The organism is Gulosibacter macacae, assembly GCF_003865375.1.
GTDB lineage: Bacteria > Actinomycetota > Actinomycetes > Actinomycetales > Microbacteriaceae > Gulosibacter > Gulosibacter macacae.
In genome coordinates, this window is record NZ_RQVS01000007.1 from 132,021 (window position 1) to 148,114 (window position 16,094).

The 16,094-nt window shown below is 63.8% G+C and carries 14 protein-coding genes; 3 read left to right on the plus strand and 11 right to left on the minus strand.

Annotated features, from left to right (window positions below; genetic code table 11):
• Positions 1 to 168: 168 nt before the first annotated feature.
• Together EG850_RS07275 and EG850_RS07280 are read right to left on the minus strand one after the other, a co-directional pair.
• Positions 169 to 648, minus strand: a complete 480-nt coding sequence (locus tag EG850_RS07275) for a PTS sugar transporter subunit IIA (protein WP_124972028.1) — start codon at positions 646 to 648, stop codon at positions 169 to 171.
• Positions 645 to 1,769, minus strand: coding sequence for an adenosine deaminase (locus EG850_RS07280; RefSeq protein WP_124972030.1), 1,125 nt, complete (start codon positions 1,767 to 1,769; stop codon positions 645 to 647). The genes EG850_RS07275 and EG850_RS07280 overlap by 4 nt, the downstream gene beginning before the upstream one ends.
• Positions 1,770 to 2,131: 362 nt before the next feature.
• On the opposite strand from EG850_RS07280, the gene EG850_RS07285 reads away from it, so the two are divergent.
• Together EG850_RS07285 and EG850_RS07290 are read left to right on the plus strand one after the other, a co-directional pair.
• Positions 2,132 to 3,712: an Ig-like domain-containing protein gene (locus EG850_RS07285; RefSeq protein WP_185714978.1), complete on the plus strand. Its 1,581-nt coding sequence runs from the start codon at positions 2,132 to 2,134 to the stop codon at positions 3,710 to 3,712.
• A gap of 51 nt (positions 3,713 to 3,763) precedes the next feature.
• Entirely contained in the window at positions 3,764 to 4,087 is a 324-nt protein-coding gene (locus EG850_RS07290; protein WP_124972034.1) for a hypothetical protein, read from the plus strand.
• A gap of 304 nt (positions 4,088 to 4,391) precedes the next feature.
• Here the strand turns inward: EG850_RS07290 and EG850_RS07295 are convergent, their stop codons facing one another.
• The 4 genes from EG850_RS07295 to lysA all read right to left on the minus strand — a co-directional run bounded on the left by EG850_RS07295 (position 4,392) and on the right by lysA (position 8,492).
• The gene (locus EG850_RS07295; protein ID WP_124972036.1) at positions 4,392 to 5,204 is read right to left on the minus strand and encodes an amino acid ABC transporter ATP-binding protein; all 813 of its coding nucleotides are present in this window, start codon (positions 5,202 to 5,204) and stop codon (positions 4,392 to 4,394) included.
• Positions 5,201 to 6,187 (minus strand): amino acid ABC transporter permease, encoded by a 987-nt coding sequence (locus EG850_RS07300; RefSeq protein WP_235829242.1) that lies wholly within the window; start codon positions 6,185 to 6,187, stop codon positions 5,201 to 5,203. The genes EG850_RS07295 and EG850_RS07300 overlap by 4 nt, the downstream gene beginning before the upstream one ends.
• Before the next feature lie 2 nt (positions 6,188 to 6,189).
• The gene (locus EG850_RS07305; RefSeq protein WP_124972040.1) at positions 6,190 to 7,092 is read right to left on the minus strand and encodes an ABC transporter substrate-binding protein; all 903 of its coding nucleotides are present in this window, start codon (positions 7,090 to 7,092) and stop codon (positions 6,190 to 6,192) included.
• Between the two features lie 77 nt (positions 7,093 to 7,169).
• On the minus strand, positions 7,170 to 8,492 hold the full coding sequence (gene lysA, locus EG850_RS07310) for a diaminopimelate decarboxylase (protein ID WP_124972042.1): 1,323 nt from the start codon (positions 8,490 to 8,492) through the stop codon (positions 7,170 to 7,172).
• 102 nt (positions 8,493 to 8,594) lie between these two features.
• Here lysA and EG850_RS07315 point away from each other — a divergent pair, with 102 nt between their 5' ends.
• The gene (locus EG850_RS07315; RefSeq protein ID WP_124972044.1) at positions 8,595 to 10,199 is read left to right on the plus strand and encodes a PucR family transcriptional regulator; all 1,605 of its coding nucleotides are present in this window, start codon (positions 8,595 to 8,597) and stop codon (positions 10,197 to 10,199) included.
• 10 nt (positions 10,200 to 10,209) lie between these two features.
• On the opposite strand, the gene EG850_RS07320 is transcribed toward EG850_RS07315, so the two are convergent.
• The 5 genes from EG850_RS07320 to EG850_RS07340 are packed head-to-tail and all read right to left on the minus strand — an operon-like array spanning position 10,210 to position 16,021.
• Positions 10,210 to 11,505 carry a thymidine phosphorylase gene (locus EG850_RS07320; RefSeq protein WP_124972046.1) on the minus strand — a complete coding sequence of 432 codons (1,296 nt, stop codon included), beginning with the start codon at positions 11,503 to 11,505 and terminating at the stop codon, positions 10,210 to 10,212.
• 32 nt (positions 11,506 to 11,537) lie between these two features.
• Entirely contained in the window at positions 11,538 to 11,930 is a 393-nt protein-coding gene (locus EG850_RS07325) for a cytidine deaminase (RefSeq protein WP_124972048.1), read from the minus strand.
• 4 nt (positions 11,931 to 11,934) lie between these two features.
• The gene (locus EG850_RS07330) at positions 11,935 to 13,221 is read right to left on the minus strand and encodes an ABC transporter permease (protein ID WP_124972050.1); all 1,287 of its coding nucleotides are present in this window, start codon (positions 13,219 to 13,221) and stop codon (positions 11,935 to 11,937) included.
• Entirely contained in the window at positions 13,218 to 14,495 is a 1,278-nt protein-coding gene (locus EG850_RS07335; RefSeq protein ID WP_124972052.1) for an ABC transporter permease, read from the minus strand. Before EG850_RS07335 ends, EG850_RS07330 begins: the two co-directional genes overlap by 4 nt.
• On the minus strand, positions 14,492 to 16,021 hold the full coding sequence (locus tag EG850_RS07340) for an ABC transporter ATP-binding protein (protein ID WP_124972054.1): 1,530 nt from the start codon (positions 16,019 to 16,021) through the stop codon (positions 14,492 to 14,494). The genes EG850_RS07335 and EG850_RS07340 overlap by 4 nt, the downstream gene beginning before the upstream one ends.
• Positions 16,022 to 16,094: the final 73 nt, after the last annotated feature.

Sequence of the window (16,094 nt, forward strand, 5' to 3'; positions counted from 1 at the left end):
TCAGTGCACCGCTCGACCAGCCAAGAATCGACCCAGCGGGGTCTCGATACGGCCTACGGCCTACTCGACCAGCCAAAATTTCCTGGTTGGTCGAGTGCGGCCGCAGGCCACCCCACCTGGTTGGTCGAGTAGCGAAGCGTATCGAGACCCCCGCATCACCGCGCAGGACTACGCGCGTGTCACCTTCGGCAGCGCCTTACGGATGAGCTTCACGAGCGCTTCGGCACCGTCAACCCGCACCGCCTGCCGCACCAGCTCCGGGTTGCGCTCCAACGAGGTCGCAATGCCCGCGATCACATCAAGATGCTCGGCGGTGCTCGTCGTCACAATCGCGATGACGAGCCCCACCGGGTCGAAGTGCGCGTGACCAAAATTCACGCCATCGGGGAAGGTCACCGCAGCCAGCCCAGCCTCAACCGAGTCACTGCCCGGTTGCGCGTGCACGAGCGCCAGGTTCGGCGCGATCACCATGTACGGCCCGTACTTGTCGATCACCTCGACCAGCCGTGCTGCATAGCCAACTTTTGCGCATCCGGCATCGACGAGGAGCCCACCCGCGATGCCGACGGCCTCGCGCCAATCGTCAGCCCGCGCACCGTGCCAGACGAGCGAGCTATCGAATTTGAGTTGCGGCTGTGCCTTCTTCACCGACGTACCTCATCGAAACCATCCGCAATGAGGTCGGCGAGTTGCTCGCGATCTTCAACCGGCAAGAAGGCGGCGTCGATGGCGTTGAGCTGGAACACCTCGAGGTCATCGAGGTCATAGGCAAACTCATCCGCGAGCCGCACGAGTTCGAGCGATGGCAACGTGGCACTCATGAGCCGGTTGTCGGTGCTCACGGTCACCGCAAATCCAAGCTGATAGAGCAGGTCGAACGGGTGGTCGCCGAGATATTCGGCGTCGCCGGTCTGCAGGTTCGACGACGGGCAGATCTCGAGCGCCACTCCCCGGTCGCGCACCCACTGCGCGACCGGACCGAGCGTCACGAAGGTACCGGATGCATCCTCGCCGCCGATTTCGAGGTCGTCGACAATGTTCACTCCGTGCCCGAGGCGCAGTGCCCGCGCGTCGAGGAGCGCCGACTCGATCGAATCGAGTTCGCCGTCTTCACCGGCGTGGCAGGTGACCGGGAGCCAAGCTTCAGCGGCGATATCAAACGCATCGCTGTGGTCGCTCGGCGGGAAGCCCGCCTCGGGGCCGGCGAGGTCGAAGCCACAGACGCCACCAGCAACGAGGGCGCGGTGGCGAATCGCGAGCTCGGCGATCTCTTCGGCGCGATCGGCCTGACGCATGGCGCAGAGCAATTGCTGCACCCGAATCTCTCGGCCCGAAGCGGCCGCCTCTTCGGTGCCCTGAGCAAAACCTTCGGTAACCGCGGTGACCGCGTCGTCAAGACTCAGGCCCCGGCGCAGGTGCTGCTCGGGAGCCCAACGAATCTCGGCATAAACAACGCCGTCTGCCGCGAGGTCAACGACCGCTTCGCGAGCGACCCGGCGAAGTGCCTGTGCGGTCTGCATCACACCGACGGTGACCTCGAAGGTCTGCAGGTAGACCGGCAGCGACCCAGAGTCAGCAGACTCGGCAAACCACTGCGCGAGGCGATCGGGCGTGGTTTCGGGCAGATCGAGACCAACCTCTTCGGCCAATTCGATGATGGTCGATGGTCGCAGGCCGCCATCAAGGTGGTCGTGGAGCAACACCTTGGGCAGGAGCCGAGCATCGGTACCGTCGGCGAGAACGAATTCGTCGTCGGCAAATTGCGGCATTCGGTTCCTCTTCGAATCAATCCGGTGGTGACATCTCAGACTAGCGCTTCCAGAATTCTGGACGTGTGCAGTTTTCCGGCATCTGCGCGGCCGATCCACGCCGAGAATTCAGCCAATGGCAACTTGAATGCACCTGCATCAACCCTGCAGCCTGGACGGTCGCCAGGTAGGATCTGCTCTCAGTGTGCATTTGAGTGTGACCAAACCTGGATGCATCCAAGCGCCGGCGCGAAAGCAAGCGGCGCGAGACCAAAGAAGCCACGGCGGGCTCCGCCCGTCGGAAGAGTGGAACCTGCATGCGGTCAGCAGTGCCAGTCAGTGATCAGCCAATCAGTGATCGATCGACCAACCTCGGTCGACGGATGGGAGCGGCGCCCGTCACGCTGCTGCTCGCCCTCGCCTCACTCCTCGGCCTGAGCGCCCAGTCGGCGGCGGCCGCTGAAGTCGACATCATCGTCGCCGACTCGATCAAGATCGAGAAGTCGAGCGGGGATTCGACCACCCCGATCACGCAGTGGGAAAACGTCAAGATCACCTACGGGTTCGACACCACCGGCAAGACCGTGGCCCCTGGTGACACGTTTGCACTCAAGCTGCCCTCGGTGTTCAACCCGACCCAGTTGAGCTGGCCCGTCTACCACACCGACGGCACGCACATCCTTGACTGCGCAACGACCGACGCGAACGGCGCGACCATCACCTGCACGTTTACAGACGACATCCTCAACGCCGACGGCAGCAATAAATACGACTTCCTCACCGGCGAGATTTGGGCGACCGCACAGGTCGTCGCCAAGACCGACACCGGTTCGGTGACCTTCGGCACCACCGTTGGTGATGTTGACGTGCCGCTCCCCGGTGGCGCCGTGCAGCCCGCTGCTCCCGGCCAGCCGAGCGACATTGTGAAGTGGGGTTGGTTCACCAACGCCAGCCGCAACGAGATTGTTTGGCAGATCTTCATCCCAGGCGACAAGGTCGCGCTCGACAACCCCATCCTCGTGGTTGACGAAATGGGCTCGGGCCAGACCCTGTCGACCACGCGTCCGATGACACTGCGGGTGCTCACCGACCGCGCGAACGACATCTGGCAGGACGTGCCCGGCGCGATCACCCTCGTGCCCGACTCGGCAGTGCCCGGCAAGTTCGAAGTGCGCATTGACCAGACGAAGCTCAACGCGAACGACCTCTACGTGCTGCGCTACTACACCGGCACCGTCGCGCCGACCATCGGCCAGACCTATACCAACAAGGCAACGGTCAATGGCGTTGCTCGCGAGCAGCAGGTCACGCGCTTCGAGAACGGCGGCGGCAAGGTCGATGGCCCCGGCTTCGGTGGCTTCGGCGTGCTCAAGCAGGCAATTGCGGGCGAGGCTGCTGACCTTGTGCCCGCTGACATGACGTTTGATGTTGTCGCGAGCTACACCCTCAACGGCCAGCCTGTTGAGACGACGATCGCCGTCACCCCGAACGGCGAAGCCGGAGAACTCCGCGGCCTGCCCGTGGGCACCGTCGTGACGCTCACCGAGCCGCAGTTGCCGATGATTGACGGTGTGCTCTGGGGCACCCCCGAATTCTCGGCACCGGTTGACCCCGACAACCTCGTCGAGATCAGTGGCGATGGCAAATCGGCGACGGTCACCATCGGCGACCAGAAGTTCGTCTATCTGCAGCTGGTCAATACCGCCGACAAGGTACCCGTTCCTTCGATCAAGATCGTGAAGAAGGATGTTGACGGAAACGACGCTGACACGACGGACGAAGCCGTTGACCTCACCGCGAAGCAGGGCGAGGTCGGCCTCGACTTCACCATTACGAACGACGGCACTGAGCCGCTCGTGAACGTCGTGGTGTCGGATGCGGTTACCGCTGGCGACGCTACGGTCACCGGGCTCACCTGTGACTTCTCGGCGCTTGGTGGCCCGGCCACCGGCACCACCTGGTAGGGCCCGTTCGCTCCCGGTGACTCGTTCCCCTGTACCGCAAACCTCGCGGGTGTGAAGGCCGGTGTCGCGCACACCGACCTCGCCAACGTGGTTGGTGTCGGCCAGTACTCGCAGGTGGAGGTTAGCGACGACAACCCGTACAACGCGTTCGTGACGCCGGAGCAGACCCCGCCGCCGACGACGCCGGAGACGACGCCGACGACCACCACCCCGGTGCCGCCGGCCTCGGCACCGCCGGCACCGCCGGCAGCTGGTGGCACCCCGCCGCTCGCAAGCACCGGCGCTGACAACTACGGCATCGTCGCAGGCGTGGCGGCCCTGCTCACCGCAGCTGGCCTCCTGACCCTCGCACTGAACCGCCGCCAGCAGGCGTAACGCACGCACACACGAGTGGGGCCCGTGACCGCATGGTCACGGGCCCCACTGTTTGTGCGCACAAGGGTGGCACGTACCCCGTGCACCCCTTCTGGAACCTGATGCGTCCCTACTGGAACTCAAGTAGACCCTTCCGGAACCAGGCACCGACGAGTGCCGCGGGAAAGCCCTGATCACCGCATCCCGTTCGCGAACCATGCGACCAAGTCAGGTTCCATTTGGCGCCACACGGGTTCCACTCGACACCAACGCAAATTGGGGCCTCCCGCTCGATTGCGGGAGGCCCCAATTTGATCGCTGGCTGCTAGAGCACACTCCGCAGGAACGCCTTCGTGCGCTCATGCTCCGGCGCATCCAGAATCTGCGCTGGTGGCCCCGACTCAACGACGACGCCACCGTCCATGAATACCACCCGATCAGCGACCTGGCGGGCGAATCCGATCTCGTGCGTGACCACGATCATGGTCATGCCCGCGGCCGCGAGATCGCGCATCACATCGAGCACATCGCCGACCAGCTCCGGGTCGAGCGCCGAAGTGGGCTCATCAAAGAGCAGGAGCTCCGGATCCATCGCAAGTGATCGCGCAATGGCCACACGCTGTTGCTGACCGCCAGACAGCTGCGCCGGATAATGACCGGCACGGTCGCCGAGGCCCACGCGCTCAAGCAACTCGACAGCGCGCGCCTTCCCAGCCGAACGCGCCATTCTCCGCACGCCAATCGGGGCTTCCATGACATTTTCAAGCGCCGTCATATGTGGGAAGAGGTTGAAGCGCTGGAACACCATGCCGATTGATTTGCGCTGTTCGGCAATCTTCGCCGGCGCCAATTCGTGCAGCACGGTACCGCGCTGCTGGTACCCGATAATTTCGGCGCCAACGACAACTCGACCGCCATCAATCGTTTCGAGGTGGTTGATGCAACGCAGCAGGGTCGACTTCCCCGAACCCGAAGGGCCGAGGAGCACGACTACCTCACCGCGATGTACCTCAAGATCAATGCCCTTGAGCACCTCGTTCTGACCGAAGTGTTTGCGAATTGACTCCAAGCGCACCAGCGGCGCATCACCGTCAATGGTCCGGGTGGCTTGCGTCCAGGGGGTTTGCTGCTTGCTCATCGTTCGTTCTCCACTCGTGGTTCCTCGACGGCCGTCTCGCTACTCGTCGACGTGGATGCGGTGCCGGGGTTCACCTGTCGAGTTGCCCGCTTCCGGTTCGATGCTCCGGCGACGCCGCGTCCGAAGTAGCGCTCAAGCCAGGCCTGCGGAATAGCGAGTAGGGAGGTGAGCACGAGATACCAAATGCTCACCACAATGAGCAGTTCCACCTGCTTGAGGTTCTGCGCCGAAATCTGCATGGCGACCGTGTACACCTCAAGCACGGCAATCACCGAAAGCAACGAGGTGTTCTTGAGCATCGATATCAACTCATTGCCCATCGGCGGAATAATCACGCGCATCGCTTGCGGCAAGAGCACCCGCCGAAAGGTGCGCACCGGAGTCATGCCGAGCGAGGCCGCAGCTTCCTGCTGACCGGCATCCACCGAGAGCATGCCCGAGCGCACAATCTCAGCGGAGTACGCGGCCTGGTTGAGCGTGAGGGCGAGCAAGCCCGCAATAAACGGCGTGACAATCTGGTTGGTCGGGAGCGACCAGAACATGACCTCGGTGAAGGGGATACCAAAGCCAAGACGCTCATACAGCAACCCCAGGTAGCCCCAGAGCACCACCTGCACGAGCAACGGCGTACCGCGGAAAGCCCAGATATAGACGGCTGAGACCGCCACCATGACGGGGTTCCCGATCATCCGCATCGCCGCGAGCAGGATTGCGAGCACCGTCGACACCAGCATGGCGATCACGGTGAGGATGATGGTGAGACCTACACCACCGAGGATGCGGGGGCTAAAGAGGTACTGCCCGATTGCCGCGAAGTCGAGCTTCTCATTTGTCGCGATTGACTGCGCGAACGCGAGGAGCGCAACGAGAACGATGACTGCTCCCACCCAGCGCCAGGGGTGTCGCAGGGGACGTACGGTGAGTTCATCCGCGTCGGTGCCGGTCATCGGCGTCCGCAGATCGGGGTTGGCGGTCGTCGTCATCTTCATCGCTCCGCAAGGTTGAGGTCTACCTGCTTCACGGCGTACTGCGTGAGGCCGTTCTTTTCGAGCAGGGTGGCGTAGCTACCGTCAGCTTCAATTGACTTCATCGCGAGGAGAATCGCGTTACTCAGGCCCTCATCGGCCTTGAGCACGCCGATGCCGGTGTACACCGGGTCGAAACCGTTGGGCATCTCGGGGAATTCAAGGAGTTCGAAGAGCGTGCCATTGCCGGCGGTCTGCACGAGATTCGCCATGATCGGAGCGTCACCGATAAATGCATCCGCGTTGCCCGCCTGCACTGCGGTCTGTGAGTCAGGCACCGACGCGAGTTCGTGAATCTTGATCTCGGGCTTGCCGGCAGCCGTGCAGTCGTCATTGAGACCGACCAGGATGTCCCCGGTGGTCGAAGCCTTTTGCGAAGAAATCGTGAGACCGCACAGATCGGTCACGGTCTTCACACCATCGGGGTTGCCCTTCGGCACAGCGATGGCAAAGCCCGCGTAGAGGTATTCGATGAAGTCGAGAGTTGCTTGGCGTTCGAGCGTGTCGTTCATGCCCGAGATGATGATGTCGTTCGTGTTCGCCTGCAGACTCGCGATGACGGTATCGAAGGGTTGCTTATTCACCTTCACCGGAATGTCGAGCTTTTCACCGATGGCGTAAGCCAGGTCGACGTCGAGCCCGACCGGGTTGCCGTTTTCGTCGTCATACGCGAACGGCGGGTAGGGGTAGTCAATGGCCACGTTGAGGACGCCAATGTCTCGGATATCGGCCGGTAGCGCATCCTTTGCCGCCTGATCAACGCCGCTCGTGAGCGGCTCGCGCTCAGCGGCGCCACCAGCGGCACAGCCGCTCAGCGCCAGGGGCGCTACCGCAAGCAGTGCGATAAGTGCACGGTTCTTCATGATGTTGTCTCCTCAGAGTGCGCGCACTGCGTTGTGCGCTGGTCGGAACTGCCTTGGCAGCGTTGCGGTGGTGTTCATCACTTGGATGCAGTGAGTTGCGGATTGCGCCAGTCGTACCCACCAGCGGGCTCGTGCAGGCGCAGCAGGTCAGCCACTTCTTCACGGCGGGCGGCGAGCCGGGCTTTACCGTTCGACACCATGACGACCGCCGGGCGCAGCGCGCCGTTGTAGTTGTTCGTCATGGTGTAGCTGTAGGCGCCGGTCACCGGCATGACGACGATGTCGTCGACTCGCGGGCTCGGCAGGCGGGCATCGTCGATGAGCAGGTCACCCGACTCACATTGGCGGCCTACGAGCTGAACCTCCGTGTCTGGTGCTTCGTCGGCACGATCAGCGAGGATCGCGTCGAAGCGAACTCCGGTAAGCGGCACCTCGAGTTGGTCGGCCATGCCACCGTCGACTGCGACGAAACGCTTGCCGGTCTGCTTTACCACCACGACCCGGTAGGCGGTCACGCCCGCGCGAGCAACGGTTGAGCGACCCGGCTCAATGAGCAATTGCGCGTCGGCCGGCAGGTGCTTACGGGCGGCCGCAATGAGTGCATCCAGGTACTCGTCGACCGAAGGCGCGATTTCGTGTTCGTGGTAGGCGACTCCGAGGCCGCCGCCGAGGTCATACACCTTGAGACCGCCGATAGGCGCGAGGGCCGCGACCGCCTCAGCGAATTGCCCGGTGTTGAGAATCTGCGAGCCGATATGTACGTGCACCCCGACAACGTCGAGCCGATCGTGGTCTCGGAGATCTTCAATGAGCTCGTGCACCCGGGCGGGCGGCAGGCCAAACGTCGAGTCACTCCCGCCAGTGTTCATGCTCGCGTGCGTCTGTGCATCCACGCCCGGAATCACGCGGAGCAAGAGTCGCTGCTTGTGCGTCGCGGGAACCAAGCGCTCGAGGCGATCGAGCTCATCCTCGCTATCAACGACAATCATGTGGACGCCAACTTCGATCGCGCGCGCTAGCTCATAGTCGGTCTTCGCGTTGCCGTGAAAGTAGATGCGCTCGGGGTCGACACCCGCCGCCAACGCGAGCTCAAGTTCCCCACTGCCAGCGATATCAATGGCCATGCCTTCGGCAGCGGCGATGGCATAAATCGCGACGAGTGGCGCGGCCTTCGACGCAAACAAGACATCAGAGTTTGGCCAGCGTTGCCGCATCCCGTCGACGTAGCTGCGCATCTGCGCCCGAAGCGCTTCCTCGTCGTAGATATGGAGCGGGGTGCCATACTCCGCCACGAGCTCACTTACGGCAATGCCACCAATTCGCAGTTTTCCGTTGGTCACTTCGGCAGTTGCCGGGAGCACGTGGCCAAGGCGGTTCATGAGCGAACGACGCGTTGTCATCGTCGGATCCTTTCGATCGCTGAAGCGACGTTGCCTCAGCACAGCACTCACGCTACGAGCGCCGTGACCCGAATAATTTGGTGGTATCGCTAAACTTTGAATATGGATCTAGCGAGTTCTACAGATTTGCCCGGCAGTGATGAGGAGACCACGCTCACGATCGAGACGCTGCTCACCACGGATGCAGCCGCCACTTGCGTACGCATTGCGAGTCCGTCGCAGGTCGATACGCCCGTACTCGCGGTCGACTACTTCGATGCGGAAGCCGATGAGTCGATCGCCGAAGGTGTGCTCACAATCCTGCCGTCGTGGCGCCTGATCGATCGCACTACCCTGCGGCGATTGCACGCGACCGCCGCAGCCCGCCGCGCGGCCGGACTCGCCATTCGCGGCGGCGGCCAGGATGAATTCCTCGACACGCTTGGCGAACAACCGCAACTGCCCATCCTGCGCCTGCGAGACGGGGTGAGCTGGACCGAGTTTGAGGCCGTTGTCACACGAGCCATCGGTGAGCACGCGCCGGGAATCTCCGCAACGCTCCTCCAGCCCGACTACCTCTACGCGCTGGCCGATTCCGTCGCCGAGGTGTTCGGCGGGGCCGTCGCGATTGAAAACCATGCGCGCACGCTCCTCGCCTATTCCACGGTGCCGGGTCAACACATTGACGAGCTCCGATTCGAAAACATCCGCACGCGCCAGGTTCCTGATTCCTCGCGAAACTACGAGCAGTATCGCGAAGTGCTCCGCGCCGATGGACCCGTGCGATTTCCGCAGTTCGAAGACGAACTCGCGCGCGCGGGCATCGCAATTCGGGCCGGAAACCTGCAACTCGGCAGTATCTGGGCGATTGATCCTGATTGCACAGACACGCAGGCACCGCTGCCCGAAGCTCAACACGAAGTCCTCGAACGTGCCGCGCGCCTGGCGGCTGGACACCTGCTCGCAAGCTGGCGAGCCCTCGATGCCGAATCTCGACGACGCGAGCAAGCACTCGCGCGTCTGCTTGATGGTGATGCCGCGGGCGACGAACTCGCTGCGCTCGACCTCGCACCCGACGCGCAATTGCGTCTTGCGGCACTGCGCTTTGTCGGCGAGAGCGGTGGCCCGGCCGATCAACGTCAGCTCCACACCTTCGTTGACCGCCAATTGCGCGCCCGCGTCTCAGTCGCCGCCGTCGCCTTGGTGCGAGGCACCTGCTATGTGGCGACCGTCGGCGGCACGCCAGAACGCTTGCGGGATGCTCTCGCCGCGACCCTGCGCGCGGCCGCGCGCGCGTTCACGACGCCGGTGCGGGTGTCGATCTCGTCACCGCTCTTGGCCGAGGATGAACTCACCACGGCCCGCCGCGAGACCGATTCGATCTTGCGTCTGCAGCACGACCCAAAGCATCCGGTGCGTTCGAGCGCTGATGTGCACGCCGCGCTTTTCGCACAGGCTATTGCGGCGATGCTCGACGAGCACCCGCATCTGCGCCACCGGGCGTTGGCAGCCGCCAGCGATCGGCGTACCCGAGAACTGCGCGACACCCTGCTCGCCTGGTTTGAACACGGCGGCGCCTCGGGAGCGGCGCAGTCGCTGCAAGTACACGAAAACACGGTGCGCTATCGCGTCAAACAGGCGGTCGACGAGTGGCAATTGCAGCTTGACGAGCCGGATGAGGCATTTGCCCTTTGGGCCTCGCTCATCGCGGCACGTTCGGCTGACTAGTTCGCCGCCGCTAGTTCGCGCTCACGCGCTCCGCGACGAGCGGCGGCAACTCCACCTCGGTGCCGACCGGCGCGAAGTCGACCGCACCCTCGAGCGATTCAAGCGCCCGCTCAAACTTTGCGGCATCGTTCGCGTGCAGTGTCCAAAGCAGGTCGCCGCGGCGTACCGTGTCACCCGGCTTCACCGCCAGGTCAATACCGGCCGCGTGCACGACCGGGTCCTGAGCCCGCGCACGCCCAGCCCCGAGGCGCCAGGCCGCGACGCCGAAGGAGTACGCATCCTGTCGTGTCACCACACCATCAGCTTCAGCGCGCACTTCGAGCGATTCCGCAGGCGTCGGTAGCGGCGCATCCGGGTCGCCGCCCTGGGCAATAACGAAGCCGCGCCAAGTGTCCATCGCCTGGCCACCGGCCAGATGCGACTCGACATCCGCGTCGTGCACTCCGGCGAGCTCGAGCATTTCGCGCGCGAGCGCCACGGTGAGTTCAACCACATCGGCCGGTCCGCCACCAGCGAGCACCTCGACCGACTCGCGCACCTCGTTGGCGTTGCCAATCGTGAGGCCGAGCGGCGCATCCATGTTGGTGAGCAGGGCCGAGACGTTCACGCCCGCGTCGGTGCCGAGATCGACCATGGTGCGAGCCAACTCACGCGAGCGCTCAAGCGCCCCCATGAACGAGCCGGAGCCGTACTTCACATCGAGCACGAGCGCACCGGTTCCCTCAGCGATCTTCTTCGACATAATCGACGAGGCAATGAGCGGAATCGCCTCGACGGTGCCGGTGATGTCACGTAGCGCGTAGAGCTTCTTGTCGGCGGGGGCGAGGCCCGAGCCGGCCGCACAAATCACCGCTCCGACGTCTTCGAGCTGCCGCATCATCTCGTCGTTCGTGAGGTTCGCGCGCCAGCCCGGAATTGATTCGAGCTTGTCGAGGGTGCCGCCGGTGTGACCGAGACCGCGCCCCGAAAGCTGCGGCACGGCCACCCCAAACGAGGCCACGAGCGGCGCCAGCGGCAGGGTGATCTTGTCGCCCACGCCACCGGTCGAATGCTTATCGGTCGTCGCCTTCGACAGCGACGAGAAGTCCATCCGCTCGCCCGAGGCGATCATTGCCGAGGTGAGGTCGTGGATCTCACGGCGCTCCATGCCACGAATGAAGATCGCCATTGCCATTGCGGCCATCTGGTCGTTGCCGACGTAGCCGCTCGTGTACCGCGAGACGAGCCAGTCGATCTCTTCGGTCGAGAGCGCTCCACCGTCGCGCTTGCGGCGGATCAGGTCAACAACGTCAAATGCTTCGGTCACAGCTTCTCCTTAGTGACAAGAACGGATGCGGCTCAGCGCCCGAGGTTCTCGGGTCCGAACGACTGCGGCAAGATCGCTTCAAAGGGCAGGATGCCCGCGGGGGTGTCAACGAGCATCCCCGGTGCTTTGAACTCATTGAGGAGCTGTCGGCAGCGGCCACAGGGCATGAGCAAGTCGCCCGCGCCATCGCAGCAGCTGAAGGCAACGAGCTTGCCGCCGCCGGTCGCCGCGAGCTCCGACACCATGCCGCATTCGGCGCACAGGCCCACGCCATAGGCGGCGTTTTCGACATTGCAGCCCGCGACAATGCGGCCATCGTCGACGAGCGCCGCGGCACCGACCGGATAGTTGGAATAGGGGGCGTACGCCCGCGCCATCGCCGTGGCGGCGGCGGCGCGGAGCGCATCCCAATCGATCTCAGTCATGGCCCTACTTGATATATGGCACGCCGTCGGCGGCGGGTGCACGCGATTGACCGACGAAGCCGATCACCGCAAACACTGTGATGATGTACGGCACCATCGCGAGGAACTCGCTCGGCACCGCGGCGCCAACCTGGCTCGCGAGCGCCGCGGCGGCGTTCGCGAATCCGAAGAGCAGCGCGGCAGCCGTGGCGTAGATGGGGTGCCAGCGACCGAAGATCACCGCGGCAAGGGCGATATACCCGTGACCCGAGGTGATGTTGTCGCTGAACTTTCCCACCTCGCCGAGGGTGTAGAACGTGCCACCGGCACCGGCGATGAGGCCCGAGAGGATCACCGCGTTGAACCGGGTGCGGTTGACGTTGATTCCGACGGTGTCGGCAGCCTTCGGATGCTCACCGACCGCGCGGGTGCGCAGGCCCCAGCGGGTGCGGAACAGCAGGAAGGTGAGCAGTGGCACCGCAATGAGCATGAGGTAGGTGATGAGCGTGTGCTGGAACAGGAGCGGACCGAGCACCGGGATATCGGAGAGGAGCGGGATGTTCCAGCGCGGGTACTTCACCGGGTTGTTGAAGATCTCGGGGCGGTCGCTCATGAAGCCCTTGAGAAAGAAGCTCGTGAGGCCGATGACGATCATGTTGATGACCACACCGACGACGACCTGCTCGACCCAGTACTTAATGCCGAATACGGCGAGGATGAGCGAGACGAGCGCACCAGCAATCATCGCGGCGATGAGACCGACGTAGGCGTTCTGCGTGAGCGATGAGACGAGCGCACCGGTGAAGGCACCCGCGAGCAGCTGACCTTCGATGGCGATGTTGACGACGCCCGCGCGCTCCGAGACGATACCGGCCATCGCACCGAACACGAGCGGGGTCGCGAGGGCGACGGTGCTCGTGAGTAGCCACGTGAGTGCCACCGGCACCGCAGCGCCGTTACCGATCCAGAGGATGAGGATGTTCAGCCAGAAGAACCCGAAGATCGCGAGGAACCAGATCGAGATGGGCTTCCGCTGCCAGGCGCGTAGCGCCGCGAATGCGGTGATGGCGATGAGCGGGATGCACAGCAGCAGGTTGGTGAACTGCGATGGCACGACCGCCTCTGGCCGCTGGTCGCCCACGATGTTGATGCCCGTCATGTTTTCGGGCGCCACCATGAGGGTGAACGGGATGAGCGCGATGAGCGTGAGCACCGCGAGCAGAATCGGCGTCTTCCACTTGCGCGGAGCGGTCGCCGAGGTTACCTGCTCGGGGTGGTCTGCCGGGACGGTGGGTGTGGTCGCGGAGGTCATGACGCGTTCACCTTCTCGTTCTCGTTCTTAGAGTCGTCTTTTCGTGCCCCGACGAGGCGGTCAGCGAGGCGGATGCCCGTGGGCTTCGGCAGGCGGAAGATGCTGCGGATGAGCGGCGGCGCAGCCACGAAGAGCACGATGATGCCCTGGATCACGGGGATGATGTCGCGGGAGATACCAGCGTTCACTTCCATGGCCGCAGCACCGGCGCGCAGCGCACCGAACAGGAGCCCGGCGAGCACGACGCCGACGGGATGGTTTCCGCCGAGGAGCGCCACGGTAATCGCGCTGAAGCCGATGCCTTCGTCGACCTTGTCGGTGAAGCCGCGCGGGTAGACGCCGAGCACCTGGGTCGCCGCGGCGAGACCGATGAAGGCACCCGAGAGCGCCATGGTGACGACGGTGACCGTCTTCACATTGATACCGGCGGTGCGGGCGGCGTGCGGGTTGATCCCCACGGCGCGGATGCGGAAGCCAATCGTCGAGCGCTCGAAGATCCACCAGAACACCACCGCGGCCGCAATGACGAGCAGGATGCCGATCGAGACACCACCAATCGAGGGCATGACTGCCGTTTCGAGCATCGGCTTCGACTTCGGGTTACCTGCCGCATTCGGGCCGTTGAACAGCGGTTGCTTGAGCAGGTAGGTCACCGACCACAGGGCGATCCAGTTGAACATGATCGTGAGGATGACCTCGTGGGCACCGGTCTGTGCCTTGAGCCAACCGACGATCGAAGCCCAGATTGCGGCACCGGCGATACCGGCAAGAATCGCGACGACAAGGTGCAGGCCCAGTGGCAGCTGCCACATCGCGCCGACCCAACCTGCCATCATGGCACCAGCAAGCAGCTGTCCCTGACCACCAATGTTGAACAGGCCAGCGCGGAACGACACTGCAAGGCCGAGACCGGCCGCGATGAGCGGCGTGGCGAAGGCGAGCGTCGACAGCAGCGGCGTGAAGCCGGTGCGCGGGTGGTAGATCGCGCCCTGGAAGATCGACTGATAGGCCGAGCCGATGACTTGGCCAATCGCCGAGAAGGTGTCACCGGGTGCGGCGAAGAAGTAGCCCATCGCGTTGATGACGCGCTCTTCGGTGAACACCACAATGAGTGAACCGATGAGAATTGCCGCGAGCACCGCGAGTAGCGAACGCAACAGGTTGCCGCCGAGGATGTCGCGCCACACGCCCTGCCAGGGGTGCTGATCGACCTCCTTGAGCTCCTTTTTCGTGGGCTCCGGCGGCGGCACGGGAGTGAGTTGTGCGTCGGTCACGCGACGGCTCCTTCCTCAGAGAGCGTGTCATGCGGGATGCCAGCCATCATCTGGCCAAGGACTTCGCGGCTCGTGGTCGGTGGCACGATGCCCATCGAGCGGCCGCCGTACATCACCATGATGCTGTCGGCGAGCTCGACCACCTCGTCAAGCTCGGTCGAGACAATGAGCACCGGGATGCCCGAGTCGCGCGCCGCGATGATCTGCTCGTGCACGAACTCGATCGAACCGACGTCGAGACCGCGAGTCGGCTGGGATGCAATGAACATCTTGAGCGGACGGCCGAGTTCGCGGGCGAGCACGACCTTCTGCTGGTTACCGCCCGAGAGGCGGCCCGCATGCGTCTCAATCGACGGCGTGCGGATGTCGAACTCGTCAATCGACTTCGCGGCGAAGTCCTTGATGGCGCCGAGCTTCAGGCCACCGACGCTGGAGAATTCCGCTTGGTCGATGCGGTCGAGCACGAGGTTCTCGGCGATGGTGAATTCACCGACGATGCCATCTTTCGTGCGGTCTTCGGGCACGAACCCGACCCCCGCATCCAGAGTCTTGCGCACCGTTTGCGTGAGCAGTTCTTTGCCGTAGAGCGAAATCGAACCGCGCACCTGCGGCTGCAAGCCGAGAATCGCTTCGGTGAGCTCGGTCTGGCCGTTGCCCTGCACACCTGCGACAACGAGCACCTCGCCCTCACGAATTGTGAACGAGAGGTCGTTGATGCGCAGCGAGTTGTCGGGGGCGAACACCGTGAGGCCGTCAACCTTGAAGGCCTCCTCGCCAAGCTTCGGCGGATCTTTGTCGACGCTGAGGTCGACGGCGCGGCCCACCATGAGCGCCGCAAGTTCTTCATTGGATGCGGTGGGCTCGGCAGTGCCGACCACCTTGCCGCGACGGATCACCGTGATCTTGTCGCTCACCTGACGCACCTCGCGGAGCTTGTGCGAGATGAACACGATCGAGGTGCCCTCCTTGCGCAGCTCATCCATGATTTCCATGAGCTCGTCAGTTTCCTGCGGCGTGAGCACGGCGGTGGGTTCGTCGAGCACGAGCACCTTCGCATCTTGCGAGAGGGCCTTGATGATCTCGACCCGCTGCTGGGCACCGACCGAGAGCTCTTCAACGAGCGCATCCGGGTCGATATTGAAGCCGAAGCGCTCAGAAATTTCGCGCACGCGCGTGCGGGCGGCGTCGAGGTCGAGGACGCTGAGGCCCTTGACCGGTTCATGGCCGAGCATGAGGTTTTCGGCGACGGTGAACACCGGGATGAGCATGAAGTGCTGGTGCACCATGCCGATGCCCGCGGCCATCGCGTCACCCGGTCCGTCGAAGTCCTGCACGACATCGTCGAGCAGAATCTCGCCCTCTTCGGGGTCGTAAAGGCCGTAGAGCACGTTCATGAGCGTGGACTTGCCGGCACCGTTTTCGCCGAGGAGGGCGTGGATCTCGCCGGTTTCGACGATGAGATTGATGCGGTCGTTGGCGGTGAAGTTGCCGAAGCGCTTGGTGATGCCGCGCAGTTCGAGTTTCATGACTCCATCCCAGGGTCGGGGCAGTGGTAGTGGCCGCTCGATCGTGTCGATTGGCTGGGATGCAGTTGAGCCC

Coding starts and splice junctions, on each gene's coding strand:
- EG850_RS07340 (WP_124972054.1), bottom strand. CDS start 16,021: ATGAAACTCGAACTGCGCGGCATCACCAAGCGCTTCGGCAACTTCACC.
- EG850_RS07330 (WP_124972050.1), bottom strand. CDS start 13,221: ATGACCTCCGCGACCACACCCACCGTCCCGGCAGACCACCCCGAGCAG.
- EG850_RS07315 (WP_124972044.1), top strand. CDS start 8,595: ATGGATCTAGCGAGTTCTACAGATTTGCCCGGCAGTGATGAGGAGACC.
- EG850_RS07285 (WP_185714978.1), top strand. CDS start 2,132: ATGGGAGCGGCGCCCGTCACGCTGCTGCTCGCCCTCGCCTCACTCCTC.
- EG850_RS07300 (WP_235829242.1), bottom strand. CDS start 6,187: ATGACGACGACCGCCAACCCCGATCTGCGGACGCCGATGACCGGCACC.
- EG850_RS07305 (WP_124972040.1), bottom strand. CDS start 7,092: ATGAAGAACCGTGCACTTATCGCACTGCTTGCGGTAGCGCCCCTGGCG.
- lysA (WP_124972042.1), bottom strand. CDS start 8,492: ATGACAACGCGTCGTTCGCTCATGAACCGCCTTGGCCACGTGCTCCCG.
- EG850_RS07295 (WP_124972036.1), bottom strand. CDS start 5,204: ATGAGCAAGCAGCAAACCCCCTGGACGCAAGCCACCCGGACCATTGAC.
- EG850_RS07325 (WP_124972048.1), bottom strand. CDS start 11,930: ATGACTGAGATCGATTGGGATGCGCTCCGCGCCGCCGCCGCCACGGCG.
- EG850_RS07280 (WP_124972030.1), bottom strand. CDS start 1,769: ATGCCGCAATTTGCCGACGACGAATTCGTTCTCGCCGACGGTACCGAT.